22 protein-coding genes are annotated in these 22,603 nt (G+C 63.0%); 12 read left to right on the top strand and 10 right to left on the bottom strand.

The features are described 5' to 3' along the window. The first annotated feature begins 7 nt into the window (after positions 1–7). Genes CTEST_RS13145 through CTEST_RS11520 form a run of 3 tightly spaced genes read left to right on the top strand, consistent with a single transcriptional unit; the run spans position 8 to position 2,551 of the window. Positions 8–991, top strand: coding sequence for a DUF6779 domain-containing protein (locus tag CTEST_RS13145; protein ID WP_144413280.1), 984 nt, complete (start codon positions 8–10; stop codon positions 989–991). 22 nt (positions 992–1,013) lie between these two features. Beyond that, a complete protein-coding gene (locus CTEST_RS11525) occupies positions 1,014–1,742 on the top strand; it encodes a 6PGD fold domain-containing protein (protein ID WP_047253851.1) in 729 nt (242 codons plus the stop codon). After that, positions 1,739–2,551, top strand: a complete 813-nt coding sequence (locus CTEST_RS11520; RefSeq protein WP_047253850.1) for a pantoate--beta-alanine ligase — start codon at positions 1,739–1,741, stop codon at positions 2,549–2,551. The genes CTEST_RS11525 and CTEST_RS11520 overlap by 4 nt, the downstream gene beginning before the upstream one ends. Here the strand turns inward: CTEST_RS11520 and CTEST_RS11515 are convergent. The 4 genes from CTEST_RS11515 to CTEST_RS11500 all read right to left on the bottom strand — a co-directional run bounded on the left by CTEST_RS11515 (position 2,548) and on the right by CTEST_RS11500 (position 7,839). After that, positions 2,548–3,519, bottom strand: coding sequence for an ArsA family ATPase (locus CTEST_RS11515; RefSeq protein WP_047253849.1), 972 nt, complete (start codon positions 3,517–3,519; stop codon positions 2,548–2,550). The two genes, CTEST_RS11520 and CTEST_RS11515, sit on opposite strands and share 4 nt — an antisense overlap. Next, positions 3,510–3,770, bottom strand: coding sequence for a cory-CC-star protein (locus CTEST_RS11510; protein ID WP_047253848.1), 261 nt, complete (start codon positions 3,768–3,770; stop codon positions 3,510–3,512). Before CTEST_RS11510 ends, CTEST_RS11515 begins: the two co-directional genes overlap by 10 nt. Positions 3,771–3,782: 12 nt before the next feature. Beyond that, positions 3,783–5,498: a carbon starvation CstA family protein gene (locus CTEST_RS11505; protein WP_047253847.1), complete on the bottom strand. Its 1,716-nt coding sequence runs from the start codon at positions 5,496–5,498 to the stop codon at positions 3,783–3,785. Between the two features lie 259 nt (positions 5,499–5,757). Next, positions 5,758–7,839: a PhoX family protein gene (locus tag CTEST_RS11500; protein ID WP_047253846.1), complete on the bottom strand. Its 2,082-nt coding sequence runs from the start codon at positions 7,837–7,839 to the stop codon at positions 5,758–5,760. A gap of 195 nt (positions 7,840–8,034) precedes the next feature. Between CTEST_RS11500 and CTEST_RS11495 the strand changes: the two genes are divergently transcribed. Continuing rightward, on the top strand, positions 8,035–9,210 hold the full coding sequence (locus CTEST_RS11495) for a globin domain-containing protein (protein WP_047253845.1): 1,176 nt from the start codon (positions 8,035–8,037) through the stop codon (positions 9,208–9,210). On the opposite strand, the gene CTEST_RS11490 is transcribed toward CTEST_RS11495, so the two are convergent. Both CTEST_RS11490 and CTEST_RS11485 read right to left on the bottom strand, forming a co-directional pair. Further along, a complete protein-coding gene (locus CTEST_RS11490; protein WP_047253844.1) occupies positions 9,207–9,401 on the bottom strand; it encodes a hypothetical protein in 195 nt (64 codons plus the stop codon). The genes CTEST_RS11495 and CTEST_RS11490 overlap by 4 nt on opposite strands. 10 nt (positions 9,402–9,411) lie before the next feature. Continuing rightward, the gene (locus tag CTEST_RS11485; RefSeq protein ID WP_047253843.1) at positions 9,412–10,386 is read right to left on the bottom strand and encodes an SPFH domain-containing protein; all 975 of its coding nucleotides are present in this window, start codon (positions 10,384–10,386) and stop codon (positions 9,412–9,414) included. A 189-nt stretch (positions 10,387–10,575) separates the two neighbouring features. On the opposite strand from CTEST_RS11485, the gene lysS reads away from it, so the two are divergent. Beyond that, positions 10,576–12,168 (top strand): lysine--tRNA ligase, encoded by a 1,593-nt coding sequence (gene lysS / locus CTEST_RS11480; protein ID WP_047254438.1) that lies wholly within the window; start codon positions 10,576–10,578, stop codon positions 12,166–12,168. A gap of 6 nt (positions 12,169–12,174) precedes the next feature. Here lysS and CTEST_RS11475 read toward each other — a convergent pair whose 3' ends face one another. After that, positions 12,175–12,774, bottom strand: a complete 600-nt coding sequence (locus tag CTEST_RS11475) for a hypothetical protein (RefSeq protein ID WP_047253842.1) — start codon at positions 12,772–12,774, stop codon at positions 12,175–12,177. 359 nt (positions 12,775–13,133) lie between these two features. On the opposite strand from CTEST_RS11475, the gene CTEST_RS11470 reads away from it, so the two are divergent. Further along, complete coding sequence (locus CTEST_RS11470) at positions 13,134–14,402, top strand: DUF418 domain-containing protein (protein ID WP_052844389.1); 1,269 nt, start codon at positions 13,134–13,136, stop codon at positions 14,400–14,402. A gap of 95 nt (positions 14,403–14,497) precedes the next feature. After that, positions 14,498–15,931 carry an MDR family MFS transporter gene (locus CTEST_RS11465; RefSeq protein WP_047253841.1) on the top strand — a complete coding sequence of 478 codons (1,434 nt, stop codon included), beginning with the start codon at positions 14,498–14,500 and terminating at the stop codon, positions 15,929–15,931. Between the two features lie 4 nt (positions 15,932–15,935). On the opposite strand, the gene CTEST_RS11460 is transcribed toward CTEST_RS11465, so the two are convergent. After that, positions 15,936–16,973 (bottom strand): SDR family NAD(P)-dependent oxidoreductase, encoded by a 1,038-nt coding sequence (locus CTEST_RS11460; protein ID WP_047253840.1) that lies wholly within the window; start codon positions 16,971–16,973, stop codon positions 15,936–15,938. A gap of 231 nt (positions 16,974–17,204) precedes the next feature. On the opposite strand from CTEST_RS11460, the gene CTEST_RS11455 reads away from it, so the two are divergent. Beyond that, positions 17,205–19,931, top strand: coding sequence for an ATP-dependent Clp protease ATP-binding subunit (locus CTEST_RS11455; RefSeq protein ID WP_047253839.1), 2,727 nt, complete (start codon positions 17,205–17,207; stop codon positions 19,929–19,931). Between the two features lie 18 nt (positions 19,932–19,949). Beyond that, positions 19,950–20,120: a DUF4236 domain-containing protein gene (locus CTEST_RS11450; RefSeq protein ID WP_083985758.1), complete on the top strand. Its 171-nt coding sequence runs from the start codon at positions 19,950–19,952 to the stop codon at positions 20,118–20,120. A gap of 5 nt (positions 20,121–20,125) precedes the next feature. On the opposite strand, the gene CTEST_RS11445 is transcribed toward CTEST_RS11450, so the two are convergent. Continuing rightward, a complete protein-coding gene (locus CTEST_RS11445) occupies positions 20,126–20,989 on the bottom strand; it encodes an HhH-GPD family protein (protein ID WP_047253837.1) in 864 nt (287 codons plus the stop codon). A gap of 41 nt (positions 20,990–21,030) precedes the next feature. Here CTEST_RS11445 and CTEST_RS11440 point away from each other — a divergent pair, with 41 nt between their 5' ends. Beyond that, on the top strand, positions 21,031–21,657 hold the full coding sequence (locus CTEST_RS11440) for a carbonic anhydrase (RefSeq protein WP_047253836.1): 627 nt from the start codon (positions 21,031–21,033) through the stop codon (positions 21,655–21,657). A gap of 64 nt (positions 21,658–21,721) precedes the next feature. Here CTEST_RS11440 and CTEST_RS11435 read toward each other — a convergent pair whose 3' ends face one another. Next, positions 21,722–21,919, bottom strand: a complete 198-nt coding sequence (locus tag CTEST_RS11435) for a hypothetical protein (RefSeq protein WP_047253835.1) — start codon at positions 21,917–21,919, stop codon at positions 21,722–21,724. On the opposite strand from CTEST_RS11435, the gene CTEST_RS11430 reads away from it, so the two are divergent. Together CTEST_RS11430 and CTEST_RS11425 are read left to right on the top strand one after the other, a co-directional pair. Beyond that, positions 21,919–22,233, top strand: coding sequence for a hypothetical protein (locus tag CTEST_RS11430; protein ID WP_047253834.1), 315 nt, complete (start codon positions 21,919–21,921; stop codon positions 22,231–22,233). The genes CTEST_RS11435 and CTEST_RS11430 overlap by 1 nt on opposite strands. A gap of 21 nt (positions 22,234–22,254) precedes the next feature. Next, entirely contained in the window at positions 22,255–22,584 is a 330-nt protein-coding gene (locus tag CTEST_RS11425; RefSeq protein WP_047253833.1) for a hypothetical protein, read from the top strand. The last annotated feature ends 19 nt before the right edge of the window (positions 22,585–22,603 follow it).

The following is a 22,603-nucleotide window of genomic DNA, read 5'->3' as shown; positions in this document are numbered from 1 at the left end:
GGAGCCCATGGACGACCGGAACGTATGGAAAGGCACCGACCGCGGTCAGCTGTTGCTGATCGCGCTCATTGTTGTCGCCTTCATCGCCAGCCTGGTCATGCTGCTAACGGATAGTGCTGTTGCCCTCAAGTTGGCCCTGCTCGCCGCGCTGTGGGCAGCCCTCCTCGGCTCCTTCTTGGTGTTTCGCTCGCGGAAGGCGGCCGAAGCCAAGGACGTAGAACTGGAACACCAACGGGAACTCGCGCACTCCCGAGTCCTCGCCGGGGCCGGAACCCCCTCCCAAGAACTGGAGCTTCTCCAGGAGATGCGGACCCGCGAGTCCGAAGTCCTGGCCGATATCCAACGCGAGCTCAAAGCCCTGCGCGCCCAATTGGAAGACCTCTCGGGCCGCGAGTTCGGCTATGAACCTGCCTCCCTGCGCGCGGAGGCCCGCCGGATCCTCGAGTTGGAGGACGCCGCTGCCGTGGCTGCAGCGCCCACGCCGGAACCCGAGCCCGAGCCGGAGCCCTACGAGTCTCCCGTGCCGGACTTCAGTCACATCCACACCGGCCCGCCGTCCTCCGATGCCGTCGCCGGTCGCCTGGGCCAGCAGGAGACCCCGTCGCGCCCGATCCCGAACCCGTTGGCCGAGCTCATTGCAGAAAACCAGCGGCGCGAGCAGGAAACCACCCGGGCTTTCAGCACGGGCGCCTTCGAAGCCGTGTCCTGGGAACAGGGTGGGGTGCACCGCACCGAGGAATCGTTCACCGAAACGTTCACCGAGACGTTCGCAGAGGTGGAAACCCCCGAAGAGGAGACCCCCGAGGTCACCCCAACCTATGTGGGGCGGCATGGCGCTGGGTTTAACGTCGTCACGGAGGAACCCGATGTAGCTGAGCCCGTCACTCCCGAGCCGGTGATCAACGAGGGCCGACGCGGGCGTCGCCGCCGCGATGAACAGGGCGGAGTCTCCGTGGCTGAGCTCCTCGCCCGTTCCCAGCGCAACGAGTAGAACTAACCACTGAGGAGATTTCATGCAGGCACCCCGGATGCGGGTGGGCGTGTACGTCGATAGTGACCAACACCATCGTGAGCAGTTGGCTCGGCTTCCGGAATTAATGGAAAGCGCGGGCCATTACCTGCATTGGCCCGTGGGAGGTTCCCTGCCGTGGGAGGACATGGACTTGATCCTTCTCATGGTGCGAGAGAGCTCCTTGGCGGAAGCAGTGGATGCTCTTGAGCCGCATATTCGACGCGGCCAGATTGTCGTTCATCTGTGCCTTGCCCAGGGCGTGCAGGTCCTTGACCCACTCGAGGTGAAAGGCGCAGTGGTCATCGCGGCCGGACGGTTGAGCGATACCCACTGGGCTGTGACCACGGTGGATGAGATGGGCTATTCCGTCGCCGAAATCATGCTTGCGGAGATCGGAGCCAACGTCATTCACGTGGCTGATGGCGAGCGGTTGGCCCTCGCTGCTGCCATGACCTATGCGGATGCCATTCGAAGCCTGCGCCACGATGCCGTTGACATGGTAACCAATGTGCTCGGGAATGAAGAAAAAGCTGAGGAGATCATCAACTCCGATTTCTACTTCGCTGGACCACCTCCCGTCATGGGACCCGGTGGTTTGTCTGAGCAGTGGAAATCTATTTCCGACCCCGGGTTCGCGCGGATCTTCCGCGATACGCAGCGCCGCTTGGGCGAATTAACGCAACAAGACGATGTAGAGCTGTGGGCGATCGGCCGGGAGGGGCTGTCATGAGTTTTGAGTTTGGGCAGGCACACGAGTTCTCCACCGCGAACATCTCTGTCTTCGCGCGGGCCATGCGCACGACGGGGCGCCCCGTGGTGTTGGTTCCGTTGGGAGAAGGTCTGCACGCGGGACACATTGCCCTGATTAGAGCCGCGCGACGCCTTCCGCGGGCGGTCGTCATTGTGGCCTGGGCTGGAACGGATGTCCCGGCTGAGCTGGCGGCGGAAAACGTCGACGCCGTGTGGGCTTATTCCGCGGAGGAATTGTGGCCCAAGGGCCTGCGGACTGTTGTCCGCCCGGCTGATCACCGCCTGGAACCGGTGGACGAGCTTGCCCGCGTGCTCACCCAGCTGCTCACCCAGCTCAACATCGTTGGCCCGAGCGATATCGTCGTGGGGGAGAAGGATTACGAGCAGATCCGCGCCCTGCAATCAGCCGTCACGGACCTGCATGTACCGGTCATGGTGCATGGCGTGCCGACGGTGCGCATGCCCGACGGGATCGCGGTGTCCCTCCGCAATGCGAACGTGGACGAGGCTGCACGAGAACAAGCTCTCGCTCTTTCCGCGGCGCTCACCGCGGGTGCACACGCCGCTGAACAGGGGGCGGACGCCGTGCTGGACGTCGCCCGGTCAGTGCTGGCGACCGCGGGTGTGGAGCCGGAGTATCTGGAGGTCCGCGGCCCCGACCTCGGGGAAGCGCCAGATAGCGGGGATGCCCGGCTGCTCGTCGCCGCCACAATCGGCGGCGTACGCCTAATCGATAACGTGGGCCTGCCCTTAGGTATCGGCTTCCGCAATTTAGGGCAAGAGCACTAGCGCAGCAGCGCGGCGAACTCCTCGACTCCGGCGAGTCCGGTGATCTCCCCGGACTGGAGGGGGAGCTGGACCACGGGGACGTCGTTAAGCGATAGGGCCCGCAGGGCCTGCTCTTCCAACGCATGCCGATGCGCGAGGAAGTCACCTTGGTCGACGGGTGAGCGACGATTGACAATGCACCCGCCGACGCGGACGCCGGAGGACCGCAGCTCCCGATAGAACTCGTGGGTTTCCTGGACGGGGAGGCGCTCGGCGGTGAGCACGATGAAAAACACACACTGCTGAGGATCGGTGAGCACGGAGCGGAGTTTTTCAAAGCGGGCGCGGCGGGCGAGCAGCAGGGAACGCAGCTGTTGATTGCGCCGATCGACGGGGTTGAGCGCGCCGGTGACAATGTGATCGCGACCAGTCGGGGCCAACCCACGCGCCACCGATGACAGGTGCTCGGACTTGGCGCGCCGGTCGAGAAGGCCATCGGTCCACGCCGCCATGAGCTCCGGGAGGGCCATGAGGCGGGAGGTATGCCCCGAGGGAGCGGTGTCGAAGACAACGTGGTCATAGTTGTCGGCTTCGGTGTCCACCAGGGAGGCGATCCGCTCCAGGATCGCCGCCTCGTGGGTGCCGGGGGACTGAGCGGCCAACTCCAGGTGCTTTTTCACCTCGCCGTGGAGGTGCTCCGGCATCATCCCCCGGATCGTGTGACCGACGTCCTTGAGGTGCTGGGCCGTCGTGGCTGCCGGGTCGAGCTCAATGACATCGAGGTTGTCCCGCACGGTGGTGATGCGGTCGCCGATGCGCCGCTCCCACAGGTGGCCCAAGTTGTGCGCGGGGTCGGTGGAGACCAACAAGACCTTCTTGCCGGACTGTGCGAGGGCCGTGGCGGTGGCCGAGGCCACCGTCGTCTTGCCCACCCCACCCTTCCCGCCGAAGAAGATAACGCGGGTGGAGTCAGTGAGGTCTAACAGCATTGAATGTTCTCCAAGGGTGAGTGTTCCATGTTCATCCGGCGGTGCCAGTCATGGAAGTCCTCGTAGATGATCGGCAGCATCTCTAGGGTGTAATAGCTGGCGGGGTTCGGGACGCCGAGGGCTTCGGACATGACCAGCATCATGAACAGGTCATCTTCTTGTTGCTGAGCTTTGACAAACATGGCCCGGTAGGGGCCCGCGTAGTACTCGGTGAGCCCGTCCGTGAATGCCTTCAGCTTGTCCCGAAACATCGACACAGAGACCTAGCCCTTCTGCGATACCGAGGCAGGCAGCGGGGCATCGGTGTCATCGTCGGTCCACACCACCGGCTCCTCGTTGCGGGCCCGGTTCATCGCGGCGAAGGCCTCGATGGTGACCCAGATGGCGCAGATGATGATGACGATGTCGAGGGCGAGCAGCAGCCAGTTCTGGGCATCGTAGAAGCCGCGGATCTGAACAACTGCGGCCCACATGGAGACCACGAGGACGAACACCAGCGGGATGAGGACCGGCCAGGTTGGGCGGCGCAGGCGGGTGAGGATGACGCAGATGATGGACAGCGTCAGGGCCGCCATGAGCTGGTTCGTGGTACCGAAGAGCGGCCAGATGAGCATGCCGCCGGAACCGTCGCCGCCCGCGGAGAAGGTGAGACCCAGGGCCACGATGATGACGATGAAGGTGGCTACCGCGCCGGTGATCTTCACCCCAACGATCTCGCCGATTTCCTGGACCACGAAGCGCTGAAGGCGGACGCCGGTGTCCATCGTGGTGGCCGCGAAGAGCACGGCCATGGTGGCGAGGATGGTGGCGGACAGGGAGTTCGGGATACCCAGGCCCTCGTTGATGAGGTTGCCGCCGCCTTCGACGAAGGCGTTGACGCCACCCTTGTTGAAGGCGGTGTAGATGGCTTCCCAATCCTGAATGGTCTTGAAGCCAGCGGTGGTGGCGATGATCGTGCCCAGGGAGAGCAGACCCTCGCCGATGGCGCCGAAGTAGCCGACGAAGCGGGCGTCGGTTTCCTTGTCCAGCTGCTTGGCAGAGGTACCGGAGGCGACGATGCCGTGGAAGCCGGAGATCGCACCACAGGCGATGGTGACAAAGAGCAGGGGCCAGATCGGCGGGGTGCCCGCGGGCAGGTTCGCGTTGACGGCCGGGGCGACGATGGTCGGGGCGGTGAAGATGAACGCGGCGTAGAGAATGCCCAGGCCGACGAACAGCTGGAGGCCGTTGATGTAGTCACGCGGCTGGAGCAGCACCCACACCGGCAGGAGGGAGGCGATGCCGCCGTAGATGAACAGGACGACGATCCAGAAAGCGTTCGGGCTCATGCCGAGGACGGAATCCGGCAGGGCGATGGGGAAGCGGTCGCCGATGATCATGAGGGCGTAGAGGACGACCACGCCGACGACGGAGACGAGCGGCAGGTTCCACTTGAAGCGGTAGATGGCCTGGCCGATGAACAGGGCGACGATGATCGCGCCCCACGTCGGGATGACGGCGCTCGGGGTGGAGACGAGCAGGTTGGAGATCACCACCGCGAAGGCCGCGACGACCATGAGCAGCAGCAGGAAGATGACCACCAGGAAGAGGTTGCGGCCGCGGGCGCCGATGTAGCGGCCCGACAAGGTGCCGATGGACTGGCCCTTGTGGCGCTGGGACGCCCACAGTGCGCCGAGGTCATGCATGCCGGCGATGAAGACGGTGCCGATGGTCACCCACAGGAATGCAGGCAGCCAGCCCCAAATAACAGCGACGGCCGGGCCGACGATGGGGGCGGCTCCGGCCACGGAGGTGAAGTGGTGTCCCCACAGCACGAACTTGTTGGTGGGGACGTAATCCACCCCATCGGTCATCGTGTGAGCAGGCGTCTTATAGCCATCGGAGAGCTGGTAGACCTTCTTCCCGAGGAATCGGGAGTAAAGGAAGTAGCCAGCCAGCATCATGCCGACGCCGATGAAGACAAGGATGAGTGAGTTCATCTGGTTCCTCGGTTGGAGTGAAAAGGCCGCGGAATCGTCAAAGACGGCGCCGTACGCCAGGTTTTGTCAAGGTCACTGCTAACCTTCTCACATAAAGTGGCATAGGTCACCCGGGGGGTAGGGGATGGGATGACAATCACTGATCCGCCCAGGATATAACCACCCACATGGGCCGCCCATTCAGCGCGTGGGGGTAGAAGCACATGCGGAAACAAGGCCCCACAGTGGGCAACTGTGGAGCCTTGCAAAGGGAAGGTGGCTAAGCCTTAGCCACGCCGATCTGACCGCCGTCGGCCTTCCAGACCTGCGCCACGGCGGGGCGCGGTGCCGAGCTGCCACCGTCCGGCCAGTGGGAAGCAGGCTTTTCGACGGTCGCGTCATCCGTCTCACCCGGGTGCTGGACGTTAACGATCACCCGGTTTTTCTCTACGATCGGCCCACATGTCTCGGCCGCAAACGGCACGGTAAGGAAGCACTTCACCTCGCCGCGGTTGTTGCCCTCGACGGTCATGGCGTACAGGCCGTCGTTAGAACCGAGGGCGTTGCCGTCGGTGGAGATCCACAGGTTGCCAAACTCGTCGAAGGCCAGGTTGTCTGGGCAGGAGATCGGAGAGACCTTGGCCTTGTCGAAGCCGCCGAAGTAGGTGTACGCCTCATCCGGATCGCCGCAGACGAGCACGAGATCCCAGGTGAATTTCTCGCCCGCGTGATCATCGTCGATCTCCATGACGAGGCCGTTCTTGTTCTCCTTGATCGGGGCGTACTCCCGGACGTCTTCCTTCGACTTCTCGGCTGCGCCGCGGTACTTGTTGTTGGTCAAGGCCATGTAGACCTTGCCGGTGGTGGGGGAGATCTCCACATCTTCGGGGCGGTCCATCTTGGTTGCGCCGACGGCATCGGCGGCCTCGCGGGTGAAGATGGCCACCTCTTCGCCGCTGAACCCATCGACGTGGGATTCTGCCTGGCCATTGGCATCAACCGTCATGAGCTTGGCCCAGCGGCCCTCGCCGTCGAAAGCTCCATCGGACGGCAGCTCGCCGGAACCGTCGATCTCACTCTGCGGGGAGTTGCCCTCCATGATCGCGACATAGAGGGTGCCCTCGTCGAGGATGGTCATGTTGTGCGCCTTATCGCCCTCCTTCATCTTCTTGGCGGAGACGAACTTGTACAGGTACTCAAAGCGGGCGTCATCGCCGGAGTAACACACGATCGTGCCGTCATCGGTGATGTGGATGTTGCCGGCCTCATGCTTGAAGCGGCCGTTGGCCATGTGCTTGACCGGGGTGGAGGTGGGATCAAAAGGATCGATTTCCACGAGGTAGCCGAAGCGGTTGAACTCGTTGGGTTCCTTGGCTAGATCAAATCGGGGATCGAAGCGCTCCCACTTACGGTCCGACTCACCTTCGGAGGCGCCGAAGCGGTCGACGGAGGTGCGGGTCCGCTCGTCGCTGACCCCGTCGGCGTTGGCGAAGTAGATGTCGAAGTTCTCTTCGCCGGAGAGCATCGTGCCCCACGGGGTCAGACCGCCGGCGCAGTTGTTGAAGGTGCCCAGCACCTTGGTGCCGGTGGAATCGGTAGAGGTTTTCACGTAGTCAGAGCCAGCGCCCGGGCCGACGAGGCGGAACTCCGTCGTGCCGGTGATACGCCGGTTGAGGGGGCCGAACTCGCGCTTGAGTTCCCCGGTCTCGCCGACCTTGGACACCTCGAGGATGGTGTGGCCGTGGTTGGCGATGCCGATGCGGGCCTGCTCCTCCGTCGGGTTCTCCGGGTCATAGTTGGGGAACATCTGCGGCTCGGTGGTGTATTCGTGCGAGCAGACATACACCATGCGGTTGGGGTCCGAGGGGTGCTCGAACAAGCCAGCAAAGTCATTGTTAAAGCCGAACTGCTGCTCGGCGGCCGCGAGGGTCTGGTTGTTGATGTCGAACTCCGGGGCACCCTCGATGACCGGGTCGCCCCAGGCGATAAGGACGGACTGTTCGTAGCCGGTGGGGACGGTGACCTTGTCATCCTCGTTGGGGGCGACGACGTCGAATTGCAGACCCTTGGCTGACTGGTGGTCCGCGCCGGTGGAGTCCGTGGTGGCCGTCGCAGAGGCTCCGCTGGCGGCCGTTTCGTTGGCGGGGGAGCAGGCGGCGAGGGCAGCGCCGCCGCCGACGGTGAGCACGGTCAGTCCGCCGGCCTTGAGTGCCGAGCGGCGGGAGATGAGGTCACCGAAGTAGGGGTTGTCAGTCGGGTTCTCGCATTTACCGAAGCACGCATTGCCGCACTTGTACGTGCAGGTCAGGGAACTGCGGGAGCTGGTGAACTTGCTGGAAAGAAGGTTGAGACCCTTCAACATCGTGGTGCCCTCCAAGGCTTAAACCGAAAATGAGACGGACTGAACGTTAGGGAGAGCAGGTGTCCAGGCGGCCATATTGAGGTGAAGAGTCAGTGAACTCCGCCACTATTAATTAAGTACGGCAAAAGCCGGGTAAAATCGCCTCCACGTCCAGAATGGACGGTACCCAGCAGCCAGAAGGAGTGACCTGACCTCGTGTTTGTCCCTACCCAACCCACCTCCCGCCACCGCCAATTAACTCCCGAGCATGAGGAGACCATCAAGGCCACCCTCCCGCTTGTCGGCGGGAACATCGCCACCATCGCCCAGACCTTCTACCGCACCATGTTTGCCAAGCACCCCGAGCTGCTGGCACACACCTTCAACCGCGGAAACCAGAAGTCCGGCGAACAACAGAAGGCGCTGGCCGCCTCCGTGGTCACGTTCGCGAGCATGCTCGTCGACCCCACTGCCCCCGATCCGGTGGACTTGCTCGCTCGGATTGGGCACAAGCATGTATCACTGGGAATCACGCCGGACCAGTATCAGATCGTCCACGACAATCTTTTCGCCGCGATCGTCGAGGTGCTCGGCGCGGACGTTGTCACCGCAGAGGTAGCCGAGGCGTGGGACGAAGTCTATTGGACGATGGCGGAGATCCTCATCTCCTTCGAGGAGGCGCTCTACGCCTCCGATGGCGTCGCGCCGGGCGACGTCTTCCGCGACGTCACCGTCACCGCGAAGGAGGAACTCAGCCCCACGGTCACCTCTTACACCCTGCGCGGAAACCTCACCGAGCACCGTCCTGGCCAGTACACCTCCATCGGGGTTGTGCTTGACGACGGTGCGCGTCAGTTGCGGCAGTACTCCATCATCGGTGGTACGGCCACCGAATACACCATCGCGGTTGAGACCGAAGGTGAGGTATCGACCTTCCTGCGCGAGCGCATCGAGGTCGGCGACACCATTCAGGCCACCCTCGCCGCCGGCGACTTGGTGCTGGAGGATTCCGACGCCCCCGTCGTCCTCATCTCCTCCGGCATCGGCTCCACCCCGATGGTGGGCATGCTCGCCCACCTCGCCGAGACCGGCTCCGATCGTCCGACCCTGTACCTTCACGCAGATGCCTCCGAGCATGAGGACGCTCAACGCGCTCAGGCCCTGGCCTTGTTAAATAAACTGCCCCGTGCGGAGGCGGAGATTGCTTACCGCGCGGAGGGGGAACGCGTGGACGTCGATACGCATGACCTTGCTGGTGCTGATGTCTACCTCTGTGGTGGCAACGACTTCCTCCAGGCGGTGCGCGGCGACTTGCTGGAATTGCCCGCCGACAAAGCCCCCAAGTCGGTGCGCTTTGAGCTGTTCTCGCCGAATGACTGGCTGCTGAGCTAGTCCTGTTTGGGCGGCCGCCCACGCCGCGGCAGGTCACCCACCCCACGGGGAAGGCGACCCGCCCGGCGTAGGCTATCGCGCAGCATGACCTCAATCTGAGCGTTCACGCTGCGCGACTCGTCGTTTGCCCAGCGCGCAATGGCCTCGTGGACCGCCGGGTCCACGCGCAGGGGAATGTTCTTCCGTGCCATCGCGGAAAACCTAGGAGTACAAGCTACCGGTGTTGATGATGGGCTGGGCGTTGGAATCTGAGCACAGCACGACCAGGAGGTTCGACACCATCGCGGCGCGCCGCTCGGGATCGAGCTCAACGATGTCCTTCTCCTCCAGCTGGTCGAGCGCAGCTTCGACCATGGTGACGGCACCTTCGACGATGGTCTCGCGGGCATCAACGATCGCGCTGGCCTGCTGGCGCTGCAGCATTGCCTGGGCGATCTCCGGGGCATAGGACAGGGCGGAGATCCGGGCCTCGAGGATCTCCAATCCGGCCACCTTCACGCGAGCCGCGACTTCATCGGCGAGTTCCTGCGACACCAGATCCGTGGAACCCGACAGCGAGGGATTGTGCGACGTGCCGCCATCATAAGGATGCGACGTCGCGACATGGCGCAGAGCCGACTCGGCCTGAGAATGAATGAACTCATCCATGTCCTCCACCGAGAACGTCGCCTTCGCGGTATCGGCGACCTGCCACACGATGATGGCGCCGATGACCACCGGGTTTCCGCCTGAGTCATTGACCTTGATGGTGTTCGTTTCAAAGTTACGAACGCGCACGCTCACCTTGGTCGAGTTGGCCAGCGGGGGAATGAGTGACAAGCCGGTGCGCCGATTGGTACCCAGGTAGCGGCCGAAGAATTGGACCACTCGCGTATGACCGGGCGAGATGATCTTGACCATCCCGAACATCACGAGCGAAATGATGAAGATGGGCACCGAAAGAATCAGGAGACCGACTCCACCGTTGCCTGCGTCGGCGAGAATGATCGCCCGGATGAACATGGCAATGCTGCCAATAAATAGGAGCGCGGCGACGATGATGGTGGCTCCGGCGAGGCCGGGACCGCCCGTCCATCCGTCCTGCTCGGTGACGTTGACTTTCACGCCGTCGTGGCCGACGGGGCGGTCGGCCACCTCGGCCTCGGGGATGTTGGTGTTCGGTGTCGATGGCGACATGGTGGTGAGTCCTTTCTTGCTTAGAGCGGACAATTAATCTGATATCAGAATACATAATCTGATATCAGATAACAAGGGGCGGCTGATCTTCCTGATCGGACGACGAGCTTTGTGGAGCCGACGAACGCACAAAGTGCCTCCCGCGCAGCGTTCTGTATCGGTGACCTCGATGGACTAGTCTTGGGTGTCGTGACTGAGCAGAAGAAGCCCCAGGTAAAAAAGGCCGAGACCGGCAACGATCTTCCCGAGCAGCTGCGCATCCGCCGCGAGAAGCGGGCGCGCCTCATGGAGTCCGGCATCGATCCTTACCCCGTTGTCGTCGACCGCACTATCTCTTTGCGTGACCTGCGGGAGAAGTTCGTCGTGGTGGCGGAAGGAGAGGACGTCGACAAGCAAGAAGGCGTTACCTACCTGCAGGCCGGCGAGGAGACGGACGCCGAGGTGGCCGTCACCGGCCGCCTGATCTTTATGCGCAACACCGGCAAGCTGTGCTTTGCCACCCTGCAGGACGGCGACGGCACCCAGGTGCAGGCTATGTTGTCGCTGGCCATCGTCGGCGAGGAGTCCCTCGCCGCCTGGAAGTCGGACGCCGACTTGGGCGATTTCGTATCGGTCCGCGGGCACATCATTGCTTCTCGACGCGGCGAGCTGTCCGTCATGGCCACTTCCTGGCAGATGGCCTCGAAGTCGTTGCGTCCCTTGCCCGTCTCTTTTGCTGAGATGAGCGAGGACACTCGGGTGCGTCACCGCTACACCGACCTCATCATGCGGGAGCAGGCGCGCAACAATGCCCTGACGCGCATTAAGGTCATGCGGGCGTTGCGCCATCACCTAGAGGACGAGGGCTTCCTTGAGGTAGAAACCCCGATGCTGCAAACCCTGCACGGTGGTGCGGCGGCGCGCCCGTTCCAGACGCATTCCAATGCCCTGGACATTGACCTGTATCTGCGTATTGCTCCCGAGCTGTTTCTTAAGCGCTGCGTGGTCGGCGGCATTGACCGGGTGTTTGAGGTCAACCGCAATTTCCGCAACGAGGGAGTGGATTCTTCCCACAGCCCGGAGTTCGCGATGCTGGAGACCTACCAAGCGTGGGGTGATTACAACGATGGTGCGCGCACCATCCGCGAGCTCGTGCAGGCCGTCGCCATGGACGTGTTTGGCTCCACCACGGTGACGTTGGCCGACGGCAGCGAGTACGACCTGGGCGGAGAGTGGACGACCATTGAGATGTACCCCTCGCTCAACGAGGCGCTGGCGCGGAAGTTCCCTGGCCAGCCGGAGGTCACCATCGACTCCAGCGTGGAGGAACTGAAGGCAATCGCCGAAGTCGTCGGGCTCGATGTTCCCGCTAAGGGTGGCTGGGGGCACGGCAAGCTCGTCGAGGAGATCTGGGAGGTGCTGTGTGAGGATCAGCTGCACGGCCCGATCTTTGTCAAGGATTTCCCGGTTGAGACCTCACCCCTGACCCGTCAGCATCGGTCCAAGCCGGGCGTGACCGAGAAGTGGGACTTGTACATTCGCGGCTTCGAGCTGGCCACCGGCTACTCCGAGTTGGTGGACCCGGTTATCCAGCGCGAGCGTTTCGAGGACCAGGCCCGCCTGGCCGCCGGAGGCGACGACGAGGCCATGGTCTTAGACGAGGACTTCCTCCGCGCGATGGAGCAGGGCATGCCCCCGACCGCTGGTTGCGGCATGGGCATCGATCGGCTGCTCATGGCCCTGACCGGCCTGGGTATTCGGGAGACGGTGCTCTTCCCCATCGTCAAGCCGGAACAAAAGTAGGTCAGCCTAGAGGGCGGTGAAGGCGCCGTCCTTGAAAGTGAAGCCGCTGCCGTCGTAGATACCGGTGAAGGTGCCGTCGGCGGATTGGGTGAAGCGGAAACCGAACAGGTCGACGCTCTCGCCCGCCGCGAGGCGCTCGCCACCGATGCCCATTGTGTGGGGGCCGGAGGTAAACCCTTCGTGGAACCCGATCTCCGGGTTGTAGGCAACGATGTTGGATGGGACCGTGGTGTTAAACCAGGGAACCTCGGGCGGGTCCTGATAGGTGGCGCCGCAACGTTCGAAGCGCGGCGGGTGATTATCCACGGGGTTGGGGGCTCCGTGGACTTCCTTAAACGTGCACTGCAGGGTGTTATCTGCCGAGGTGACCATCCACCAGGTGACGTAGTTGTTGTCCACGACGGTGAACTCGCTGGGGTAGCGCTCGGTGGTGTAGGCCGGCTGTTCCGGCGCGATGGCGCGCGTCGTTCCCGTGGAACTGGGCGTGGCGGAGGTGGTGCTGGCCTCAGTGCTTGTGGCGTCATCGCGCGCTTCGCCGATGGTGCATCCGGTGAGGAGTAGACCGGCGGCGAGGAGTCCCGCGAGGGCGGGGCGGCGCGAGAGCATGGCGGTGGGGACCTCCGACGGATAGTTCAGATCTTGGCTGAAGACTACGTGGCCAGTGCACAGGATTGTCGACGGCTGGCGTGAGTGTCCAACCTCGAATATCTTACTCCCCCTGATGGGGGTGGTTGGCCTGGCGGTGACGCGGGCCGGGGCTGGGAGCTTGCTGTACGAGCCCGCTCCGGGGGAGTGGCGTGCGATATGCGGGGACGGGATATGGCCTGGTGGGACTTCCGGCTATCTCAGGAGCCATTCAGGATTGGCCTGAGGTTAAGTTAAGGGAAGTGGGGAGTCCCTTAGTCTGACATCAGTGCTTTTAAGCCCATTCTTAACTGACTGACTCTGACCCTGAGGAGCCCGCCGTGACAGGCACCACCGCAGAACCCACATTGGCACCCGTATCTAAGGCCCGTCGCATCCTCGCGCTCGACGTCTTGCGCGGAATTGCCATCCTGGGCACCTTGCTCACCAACATTTGGATTTTCTCCGGCTCCGTCGTCACCGAAGTCCCAGAAGTAGACGGCTTCCTCGGATCCTTCAACCGTGTCTCCGGCACCGTGCTCAACCTGTTCACGGATGGCAAGTTCATTGGATTGCTCACCATCATGTTCGGCATTGGGTTGGAGATCCAACGCCAATCCGCCATCCGCCGCGGGGAGCCCTGGCCGGGCCGCTACCCCTGGCGGGCCCTCGTGCTTATTCTCGACGGCCTGCTCAACTACATCTTCATCTTCGAGTTCGACGTCCTCATGGGTTACGGCCTCACCGCACTCGTTGTCGCCGCCGTCATGGCGCGCAGCCCTCGAGCGCAGAAAATCTGGATGTACATCGGCCTTGGCGCCCACCTCTTCTTCATTGCCCTCTCATTCTCTGGGACGTGGCTGCTGGGCAAGCTCATGCCCGACTTTGCTGATGCTGGCGAGCGGGGCTCAGACATTGTGGAGCCTGGGCGCGACGTGTTTATCGCGCCCAGCACTACGGATTCCTACTGGGAAATGGTCGGTGACCGTCTGAGCAACTTCCTCGGTGGTCGGGGCGAAATCCCCATCATGTTCGTCATGGGATTGGGGCTCTTCCTCGTCGGTGCCCATCTCTATCGCGCTGGACTCTTCCTGCCCGAATCGGTCCGCCTGCGCCGCATTGTCATGGCGGTCGGCTTCGGCATCGGTATCCCGCTGGACTGGACCTTGCGGTTGACCGAGTTCGGCGCGGGGTACGCCACCCGCTATGGCACCTCCCCGCTGGTGGCCTTCGGTGTGCTCGCTGCCGTCGCCGCGTTCTATGCCAACCGCGACAAGCTCGGGCTGTCCGGAAAGTGGCTCTCTTTAGTGGGGCGAATGGCGCTGACCTGCTACATCCTGCAAAACCTCATCGCCTCCATCATCTTCTACGACTGGGGATTCGGTGTGGCGGCCAAGATCCAGGGGCAGTGGTACACCCTGGCCACCCTGGGTATCTATGTGGGAATCAGTGCCTTCCTCATCGCGCTGTCGGCGGTGTGGTTGCACTACTTCCGCCGGGGGCCGGTGGAACTGCTGTGGCACCGGGGCGTGGATGCGATCGCTGACGCGGCGGATGCCGCGAAGGAGCGGCGACGCGGGCGTCGAGAAGCGGCGAAGCCGGTGGGGTAACCCTCCGGACCAGGGGAGATCGCTAGATTTGCGTTCATGTCAACAAAGCGCTAGTGTGGTGATCTTTCCCCTGATCCATTTTGAGAGGACCCAACGTGAGTTCCCGGACCACCTCCCGACCCGACAAACTGCCCGCAGATGTCAAGGTCATCCTCACCGTGTTGGTCACCTCCGCACTGGTGATGTTCCTCAATGAGACCATCCTGTCGGTCGCGCTGCCGTCCATCATGGAGGACTTTAATATTCAGGCCACCACGGCCCAGTGGCTGACCACCGGATTCCTGCTCACCATGGCCGTGGTCATCCCCACCACCGGCTGGGTGCTGCAGCGCTTTAGCACCAAGCAGGTATTCCTCGCCGCCGTGTCCAGCTTCCTCGTTGGCACGATCGTGGCGGCGATTGCCCCCAGCTTCGAGATTCTGCTCACCGGCCGCATCATCCAAGCCGCCGGTACCGCGTTGATCATGCCGCTGCTGATGACCGTTGCGCTGACCGTCGTGCCTGCCAATCGACGCGGCTCCATCATGGGCATCATCTCCATCGTCATGTCCGTCGCCCCGGCGCTCGGCCCGACCGTGTCCGGATTCATCCTCAACCGGTTCACCTGGCACTGGCTGTTCTGGATGGTCGTGCCCCTGATTACGCTCGCGCTGGTCTTGGGCGCCTACTTCATCCGCAACGTCGGGGAGACCACCACGGCGCCCCTCGATCCGCTCTCCGTCATCCTCGCCGCGTTGGCGTTCGGTGGACTGGTCTACGCACTTAGTTCTCTGGGCACGCACCCGCAGATGGCGATGACCCTCGGGGCGGTTGGCGTGGTGGCGCTGGCCATTTTCGTCTGGCGCCAGCTCAAGCTGGAAACTCCGCTGCTCAACCTCAGCCCCTTCACCATCCGCAACTACACCGTCTCCGTGGTGGTGGCGCTGCTGGTCATGGGTACGTTGCTCGGCGTGGTCATGGTCCTGCCGATCTACCTCCAGACCGCCCTCGGCGTCTCCGCGCTGGTGACCGGCCTGCTGGTCATGCCGGGCGGCCTCGCTTCCGGGCTCCTCGCGCCCTTCGTCGGTCGCCTCTACGACCGTGTTGGCCCGCGTCCCCTGGTCATCCCCGGTGCGCTGTTGCTGACGGCGGGCGTGTGGTCAATGACCCGCCTGGACATCAACTCCACCACTGTTGAAGTGGTCACCATGCACCTGACGTTCTCGCTGGGATTGTCGTTGCTCATGACTCCGCTGATGACCACCGCGTTGGGCTCGCTGCCCTCGCACCTCTACGGGCACGGCACCGCCATCCTCAACACCCTGCAGCAACTGGCGGGCGCCGCAGGCACCGCCGTGCTCATCGCCGCGCTGTCCTTCGGCACGCAAGCGGCCATGCGCGGCGGCGCTGACCTGGCTCAGGCCACTGCCGATGGCGCGCACACCGCCTTCGTTGTCGGCGGCATCTTCGCCATCCTCGTCCTCATCGCCAGCCCCTTCGTGGCCAAGGTGGCGGAGGAACAAGACAGTAACAAGACAGTGCAGCAGTGAGGAATTAAATCGCCGACCAGCCGCCATCGTTAGGCAAGATTGCACCGTTGACGCTCGCCGCGTCATCGGAAAGCAGCCACACGATGGCGGCTGCCTGCTGCTCCGCAGTGCTAATCGACGTCGTGTTAGACCGGTAAGCTGCCAGCCGTTCGCTGCCGAAGGCACCCACCTGTTCGGGAATGGGAATGCCCGTCATCACCGCACCGGGGGCGACGGCGTTCGTGCGAACTCCAGCGTCGGCGTACATAACAGCCATCGACTTCGTGATGCCCACCACCGCATGCTTGGACGCGGTATACGCCACGCCCGCGCAAGAACCGCGCAGGCCTGCTTCGGAGGCAACGTTGACAATGGACCCGCCGCCGTTGGCCAACATGTGAGCGCTCACGGCGCGGCTGAGCCGAACTAACCCATCGACATTGACGGCAAAGACCCGCGACCACATCTCATCAGACACCTCATGCAGGGCAGAAAAGTCATCCATGATGCCGGCGATATTGGCCAAGCTCGCAATCCCGTCGCCCGCGGCAGAAAGGATCTCCTCGGCGGCTCCTGCTGCCGTGAGATCGGCCGTGACGGTGACCAACTGCTCGGGGGTGGTGCCGGCGGCGTCGACAAGCTCGGTGAGGCGCTGCGCAGAGACATCAACCGCAACCACCCGCGCGCCCTCACCGAGGAGTTGCAGAGTCGTGGCGCGGCCAATGCCGTTGGCGGCGCCGGTGACAATAACCGTCTTGCCCGCGAAGCGGCGGCCCGCGATGGCCGGAGTCGCCTCCGCATCGATCGTCGGAGGGAGGTGACCGCCATTGGCCTCGGCGACGAGACCATCAATGGCGTCGCGGGTCATTTTCCCACCCGACAACTCCACCAGCTTGCCCAACGGCAGGCTATAGGCGGGTTTGAGGGCATCGACATCGGAGCCGGCGGACTCCAGGAAGGACCTTAAGACAGGCCCTCCGGTGGGATGGTTGAGCCACGCGTCGATGGTGTCGTTGGCGGTGATGGGGGAGCTGGCGGGGGAGCTGGCCTGGGATGCGTTCAACGTCGTACTCCTTTGATAGTGCAGTGAGGTGGAGCAGGTGAAGTCCTTGACAAAAGCGTAGCTGCGATCGCGAAAAAGAGGCCCACAAAGGCCTGTTCGCTACCGGCGTACATGCCCTCTACCAGGGAGAATGAGCGAAAAACGGACCTTGATAAACCGAGACGCAAATAGAATGTCCGTTGCGAGCGTTAGAGTAGTTAACAAGTTAGGAACAAAAGGTTAGGGGTAGACATGTTCGAACGGTTCACCGACCGCGCACGTCGCGTTATCGTCCTCGCACAGGAGGAAGCGCGCATGCTCAACCACAATTACATTGGCACGGAGCACATCCTGCTCGGCCTCATCCATGAGGGTGAGGGCGTGGCAGCGAAGGCTCTGGAGTCCATGGGTATTTCCCTGGATGCCGTGCGCTCTGAGGTCGAGGAGATCATCGGCACCGGAACGCAGCCGCACACCGGCCACATTCCTTTTACTCCGCGCGCCAAGAAGGTCCTCGAGCTCTCCTTGCGTGAGGGGCTGCAGATGGGACACAAGTACATCGGTACTGAGTTCCTGTTGCTCGGCCTGATCCGTGAGGGTGAAGGCGTGGCCGCCCAGGTGCTGGTCAAGCTCGGCGCTGATCTGCCGCGCGTGCGCCAGCAGGTTATCCAGCTGCTCTCCGGCTACGAAGGTGGCCAGGACAATAACCCGGAGGTGACCCCGGATGCCGCCGCTGGCGGTCCCGTCGGCGCCGGCGCTGGTGCCGCTCGCGGTGGCCAGCAGGGCCAGGGAGGGACGGGCGATCGCTCGAACTCGCTGGTGCTGGACCAATTTGGTCGCAACCTCACCCAGGCTGCCCGCGATGGCAAGCTTGACCCGGTGGTGGGGCGTGAGAAGGAAATTGAGCGCATCATGCAGGTGCTCTCGCGTCGTACCAAGAACAACCCGGTGCTCATCGGTGAGCCCGGCGTGGGTAAGACCGCTGTTGTTGAGGGCCTGGCGCTCGACATTGTTAATGGCAAGGTGCCGGAGACGCTGAAGGATAAGCAGGTCTACTCACTCGACCTGGGTTCTTTGGTGGCCGGTTCCCGCTACCGCGGTGACTTCGAAGAGCGCCTGAAGAAGGTGCTCAAGGAGATTAACCAGCGCGGCGACATCATCTTGTTCATCGATGAGATTCACACTCTCGTTGGTGCCGGTGCCGCTGAAGGCGCTATCGACGCTGCCTCCCTGCTCAAGCCGAAGCTGGCTCGCGGTGAGCTGCAGACCATCGGTGCCACGACGTTGGATGAGTACCGCAAGCACATTGAGAAGGATGCTGCGCTGGAGCGTCGTTTCCAGCCGGTTCAGGTCCCGGAGCCTTCCGTCGAGCTGACCATTGAGATTCTCAAGGGTCTGCGCGACCGCTACGAGGCACACCACCGCGTCTCCATCACTGATGGTGCTCTGGTCGCCGCCGCCAACCTCTCCGATCGCTACATCAACGATCGTTTCCTGCCGGACAAGGCCGTCGACCTCATCGATGAGGCCGGAGCTCGCATGCGCATCAAGCGCATGACTGCCCCGGAGGGCCTGCGCGAGATCGACGAGCGCATCGCTGACGTGCGCCGCGAGAAGGAAGCCGCGATCGATGATCAGGACTTCGAGAAGGCAGCCGGCCTGCGCGATAAGGAGCGCAAGCTGGGCGAGGAGCGCGCTGAGAAGGAAAAGCAGTGGCGTTCCGGCGACCTCGAGGAGATCGCGGAGGTCGGCGAGGAGCAGATCGCCGAGGTCCTGGGCACGTGGACCGGCATCCCCGTGTTCAAGCTGACCGAGGAAGAGTCCTCTCGCCTGCTGCGCATGGAAGATGAGCTGCACAAGCGCATCATCGGCCAGGACGATGCCGTCAAGGCCGTCTCCCGCGCCATCCGCCGTACCCGGGCAGGCCTCAAGGATCCGAAGCGTCCTTCCGGCTCCTTCATCTTCGCCGGTCCCTCCGGTGTGGGTAAGACGGAGCTGTCCAAGGCTCTGGCCGAGTTCCTCTTCGGTGAGGATGACGCGCTCATCCAGATCGACATGGGCGAGTTCCATGACCGCTTCACCGCCTCCCGTCTGTTCGGTGCACCTCCCGGATACGTCGGATACGAGGAAGGTGGCCAGCTCACCGAGAAGGTCCGCCGCAAGCCGTTCTCTGTTGTCCTCTTCGACGAGATCGAGAAGGCCCACAAGGAGATCTACAACACCCTCCTGCAGGTCCTCGAAGATGGTCGTCTCACCGACGGCCAGGGTCGCGTCGTCGACTTCAAGAACACCGTGCTCATCTTCACCTCGAACCTGGGTACGCAGGACATCTCCAAGGCCGTGGGCATGGGCTTCACCGGCTCCTCTGAGACCGACACCGATGCGCAGTACACGCGCATGAAGAACAAGGTCAACGACGAGCTGAAGAAGCACTTCCGCCCCGAGTTCCTCAACCGCATCGACGAGATCGTGGTCTTCCACCAGCTCACCCGCGAGCAGATCGTCGAGATGGTCGAGCTGCTCATCGGTCGCGTCGAGCGTGCCCTAGCCCCCAAAGACATGGGCATCGAGCTCACCGACAAGGCCAAGGCCCTGCTTGCTCAGCGTGGCTTTGACCCGGTCTTGGGTGCTCGTCCGCTGCGCCGCACCATCCAGCGGGAGATCGAGGACGCCATGTCCGAGAAGATCCTGTTCGGTGAGCTCGGCGCCGGCGAGATTGTCACCGTCGATGTCGATGGTTGGGACGGCGAGGACAAGAACGTCGACTCGGCTGTCTTCACCTTCACCCCGCGCCCGAAGCCACTGCCGGAGGGAACCTTCTCGGAGATTTCCCCCGAGGCAGCCGAGGCAATCCGCGAGGTAGAGACCGACCTGGTTGTGTCCGACACCCCGGACACCATCCCGGATGATCTCAGCGAGGTTGGCAGCAACACCGACGAAGGCCCGCAGGGCGGCGCGCAGCCGCAACCACAGGTCTAAGCGTATAGAATGCCCACCATGGGCATCACCTATCGCAAGCGCAAAAAGGTTGGCAAGAACAGTTGGATCAACATCTCCGGCTCGGGCGCCTCGGCGTCCACCCGGGTTGGCCCACTGACCATCAATAGTCGTGGTGGCCTGTGGGTCAGCCTGCCCGGCGGCTTGAACTTCCGCGGCCGCTGGAAGTAAGTCAACTACTGCGGCAGCAAGAAATGCCCGTCGCTGTTCTGCTCGGCTAGCCCGTCCACCAGCAACGACTCCAACGCCCGTGTGCGTTGACCCTCCTTCGGCCACACCAGGTCGATGTCGGTCAGCGGCACGGGCGTTTCGGCATTCCGCAGCACATCCATGATGAGCCCCCGCACCTGCCGATCCGTGCCCGTGAACTTTTGCACCTTCTTTTTTGCCAGCTCCTCCGGGAGTGGTTCCGGGCGGCCGGCGGCGACCCACGCGCACGTCGATAAGAGCGGACAAGCACCGCACTTCGGGTTCGTCGCTGTGCACACCAACGCACCCAGCTCCATCATCGCGGCGGAAAACCGCGGACCATCCTCTTCGGGGAGGAGGTCCGCCACCTTGGCCAACTCGCTTCTCGACGCCGCCCCTGCCAGGTACTTCCCCTCCACCGCCCGGCGGTACACCCGCCGCACATTGGTATCCACCACCGGCACATTGTGCCCATAGGCAAAACAGGCCACCGCCCGCGCGGTGTAGTCACCGATCCCCGGAAGCTCCAACAGCTTATCGACGTCCCCCGGAACCCGCCCTGCGTGTTCCTCCACGATGACAGCAGCACATTCCAGCAATCGCAAGGCCCGCCGCGGGTAGCCCAGCTTGCCCCACGCCCGCAGCACATCCGCCGGGCTGGCCTGCGCAAACGCCTCCGGAGTGGGCCAACGCTCCATCCACTCCCGCCAGATCGGCTCCACACGCGCAACCGGAGTCTGCTGGCTCATCACCTCCGAGAGCAACACACCCCACGCCGTCGTGCCGGGCTCGCGCCACGCCAAGGGGCGTTCGTGATCGTCGAACCATTGAAGAAGTGCAGGGGCGAACATGATGATCGAGTCTAGGTGCCCCAGGGCTTACACTTGTAGTTATGCCGATGAAAGAAGTTGCCCACCAACCGCAAGCTGTGTGGGAAGCCCTCCAAGCCGGAAACAAGCGCTTCGTCGAGGAGGCACTCCAGCGACCCAACCTTGACACCGTTCGCCGCATGGAACTGCGCTCCGGACAATCCCCCCGCGCGGTCATCCTCTCCTGCTCTGACTCCCGCGTGCCCGTCGAGCTGGTTTTTGACGTCGGCCTCGGCGACCTCTTCGTCGTCCGCACCGCCGGCGAAATCCTCGACCCCTCCGTCCTCGGGTCCATCGAATACGCCATCAAGAGCCTCGAAGTTGACCTCGTCGTGGTCATGGGCCACGAATCCTGCGGCGCCGTAGCCGCCACCGCCGAAGCCCTCGACGGCGGCGCCATCCCCGACGGCCTCGAACGCATCCTCATCGAAAAAGTCGCCCCCTCCATCCTCGAAGCCCGAGCCCGCGGCATGTCCACCACAGACGACTACGAACGCCAACACATCGAAGAAACCGTCGTCCAGATCAAGCACCGCCTCTGGTCCCTGCGCGACCGCATCGACGACGGCCGCTGCGCCATCGTCGGCCTGCGCTACCGCCTCTCCGACGGCGCCACCGAACTGGTCATCGCCGACGGGGTGTCGCCCTAATCCTGGTCACCGACGTGGGGCGGGGAGCAATGGAACCAATAGTTCTTGCTGAGGATGTTTTCCGCTACTGCCCCGCGGCGTTGTTGAAGCCGTCCGCAAGCTGTTCACCGACCCCAAAGAGTGGTCCGAAGTCGAGATAGCGAAAGCGAATCGGGTGCTGGATAGAGTTGCGGCGCTGGGTCGGGGCGTTTAACCAAGAGATCTCTTGTGAGCTGATAGCGACTGTTTGTTTTCCAGAAGATTGCAAGGAGGCGAAACTCATTGACTGACGTACATCTTCACAGTTGGACTTTTAAATCGTTTCCGGCAGAAGCCGCCTTGCTCAGCTACTCGGATGATCCTGATTGGGCGTACAGCGTCTCATTCTCTATGGTCGGCGGTGAGTACGAGGACGGGGTTGATGAGATGCTTGACCTTCTTGACTTACGCCAGGTCACCCCGGTACCTCGCGACGTTGTTGAAGCCGTCCGCAAGCTGTTCACCGACCCCGAAGAGTGGTCCGATGAGGAGATAGAGAAAGCGAATCGGGTGCTGGATAAAGTTGCGGCGCTGGGTCGGGGCGTGGAGTTTTCTTAGTGGCCGTAAAGAGGAGTTCAGATGACCAACGAACTACACCCCGACGTGTACAGGAACGCGGCGGCGGAGGCTGCTCTTCTCGAATACGCCGACGATCCGGACTGGGCCTTCTCGGCATCTATGGATATGGTGTGCGGCGAGTACGTCAACGGCGTGGAGGACCTGCTGGACATGTTCGACCGTTTGCAGGTGACCCCAGTCCCGCACGATGTCATCGAAAACGCTCGGAAGGTGCTCACTAACCCCGAGGAGTGGTACGAAGTTGAGATAGCGAAAGCTAACCGCGTTCTCGATAAGGTTGCCGCACTAGGTGAAGGCGATCCCGGCGCAGGGGTCGTTGGATCATCCTGACCCTTCACCTTGGGACACG

The organism is Corynebacterium testudinoris (assembly GCF_001021045.1).
In the GTDB taxonomy this organism is placed as follows: domain Bacteria; phylum Actinomycetota; class Actinomycetes; order Mycobacteriales; family Mycobacteriaceae; genus Corynebacterium; species Corynebacterium testudinoris.
The sequence above is the reverse complement of the archived record's forward strand: the minus strand, read 5'-3'. Positions and strand labels throughout refer to the sequence as shown.

Bases quoted from the DNA above. Each gene is read 5' to 3' on its own strand.
- CTEST_RS11520 (WP_047253850.1), top strand. From the start codon at position 1,739: ATGAGTTTTGAGTTTGGGCAGGCACACGAGTTCTCCACCGCGAACATC.
- CTEST_RS11455 (WP_047253839.1), top strand. From the start codon at position 17,205: ATGTTCGAACGGTTCACCGACCGCGCACGTCGCGTTATCGTCCTCGCA.
- CTEST_RS11440 (WP_047253836.1), top strand. From the start codon at position 21,031: ATGCCGATGAAAGAAGTTGCCCACCAACCGCAAGCTGTGTGGGAAGCC.
- CTEST_RS11490 (WP_047253844.1), bottom strand. From the start codon at position 9,401: ATGGCACGGAAGAACATTCCCCTGCGCGTGGACCCGGCGGTCCACGAG.
- CTEST_RS11500 (WP_047253846.1), bottom strand. From the start codon at position 7,839: ATGTTGAAGGGTCTCAACCTTCTTTCCAGCAAGTTCACCAGCTCCCGC.
- CTEST_RS11475 (WP_047253842.1), bottom strand. From the start codon at position 12,774: ATGCTCTCGCGCCGCCCCGCCCTCGCGGGACTCCTCGCCGCCGGTCTA.
- CTEST_RS11515 (WP_047253849.1), bottom strand. From the start codon at position 3,519: ATGCTGTTAGACCTCACTGACTCCACCCGCGTTATCTTCTTCGGCGGG.
- CTEST_RS11425 (WP_047253833.1), top strand. From the start codon at position 22,255: ATGACCAACGAACTACACCCCGACGTGTACAGGAACGCGGCGGCGGAG.
- CTEST_RS11435 (WP_047253835.1), bottom strand. From the start codon at position 21,919: ATGAGTTTCGCCTCCTTGCAATCTTCTGGAAAACAAACAGTCGCTATC.
- CTEST_RS11525 (WP_047253851.1), top strand. From the start codon at position 1,014: ATGCAGGCACCCCGGATGCGGGTGGGCGTGTACGTCGATAGTGACCAA.
- CTEST_RS11510 (WP_047253848.1), bottom strand. From the start codon at position 3,770: ATGTTTCGGGACAAGCTGAAGGCATTCACGGACGGGCTCACCGAGTAC.
- CTEST_RS13145 (WP_144413280.1), top strand. From the start codon at position 8: ATGGACGACCGGAACGTATGGAAAGGCACCGACCGCGGTCAGCTGTTG.
- CTEST_RS11485 (WP_047253843.1), bottom strand. From the start codon at position 10,386: ATGTCGCCATCGACACCGAACACCAACATCCCCGAGGCCGAGGTGGCC.
- CTEST_RS11505 (WP_047253847.1), bottom strand. From the start codon at position 5,498: ATGAACTCACTCATCCTTGTCTTCATCGGCGTCGGCATGATGCTGGCT.
- CTEST_RS11445 (WP_047253837.1), bottom strand. From the start codon at position 20,989: ATGTTCGCCCCTGCACTTCTTCAATGGTTCGACGATCACGAACGCCCC.
- CTEST_RS11450 (WP_083985758.1), top strand. From the start codon at position 19,950: ATGGGCATCACCTATCGCAAGCGCAAAAAGGTTGGCAAGAACAGTTGG.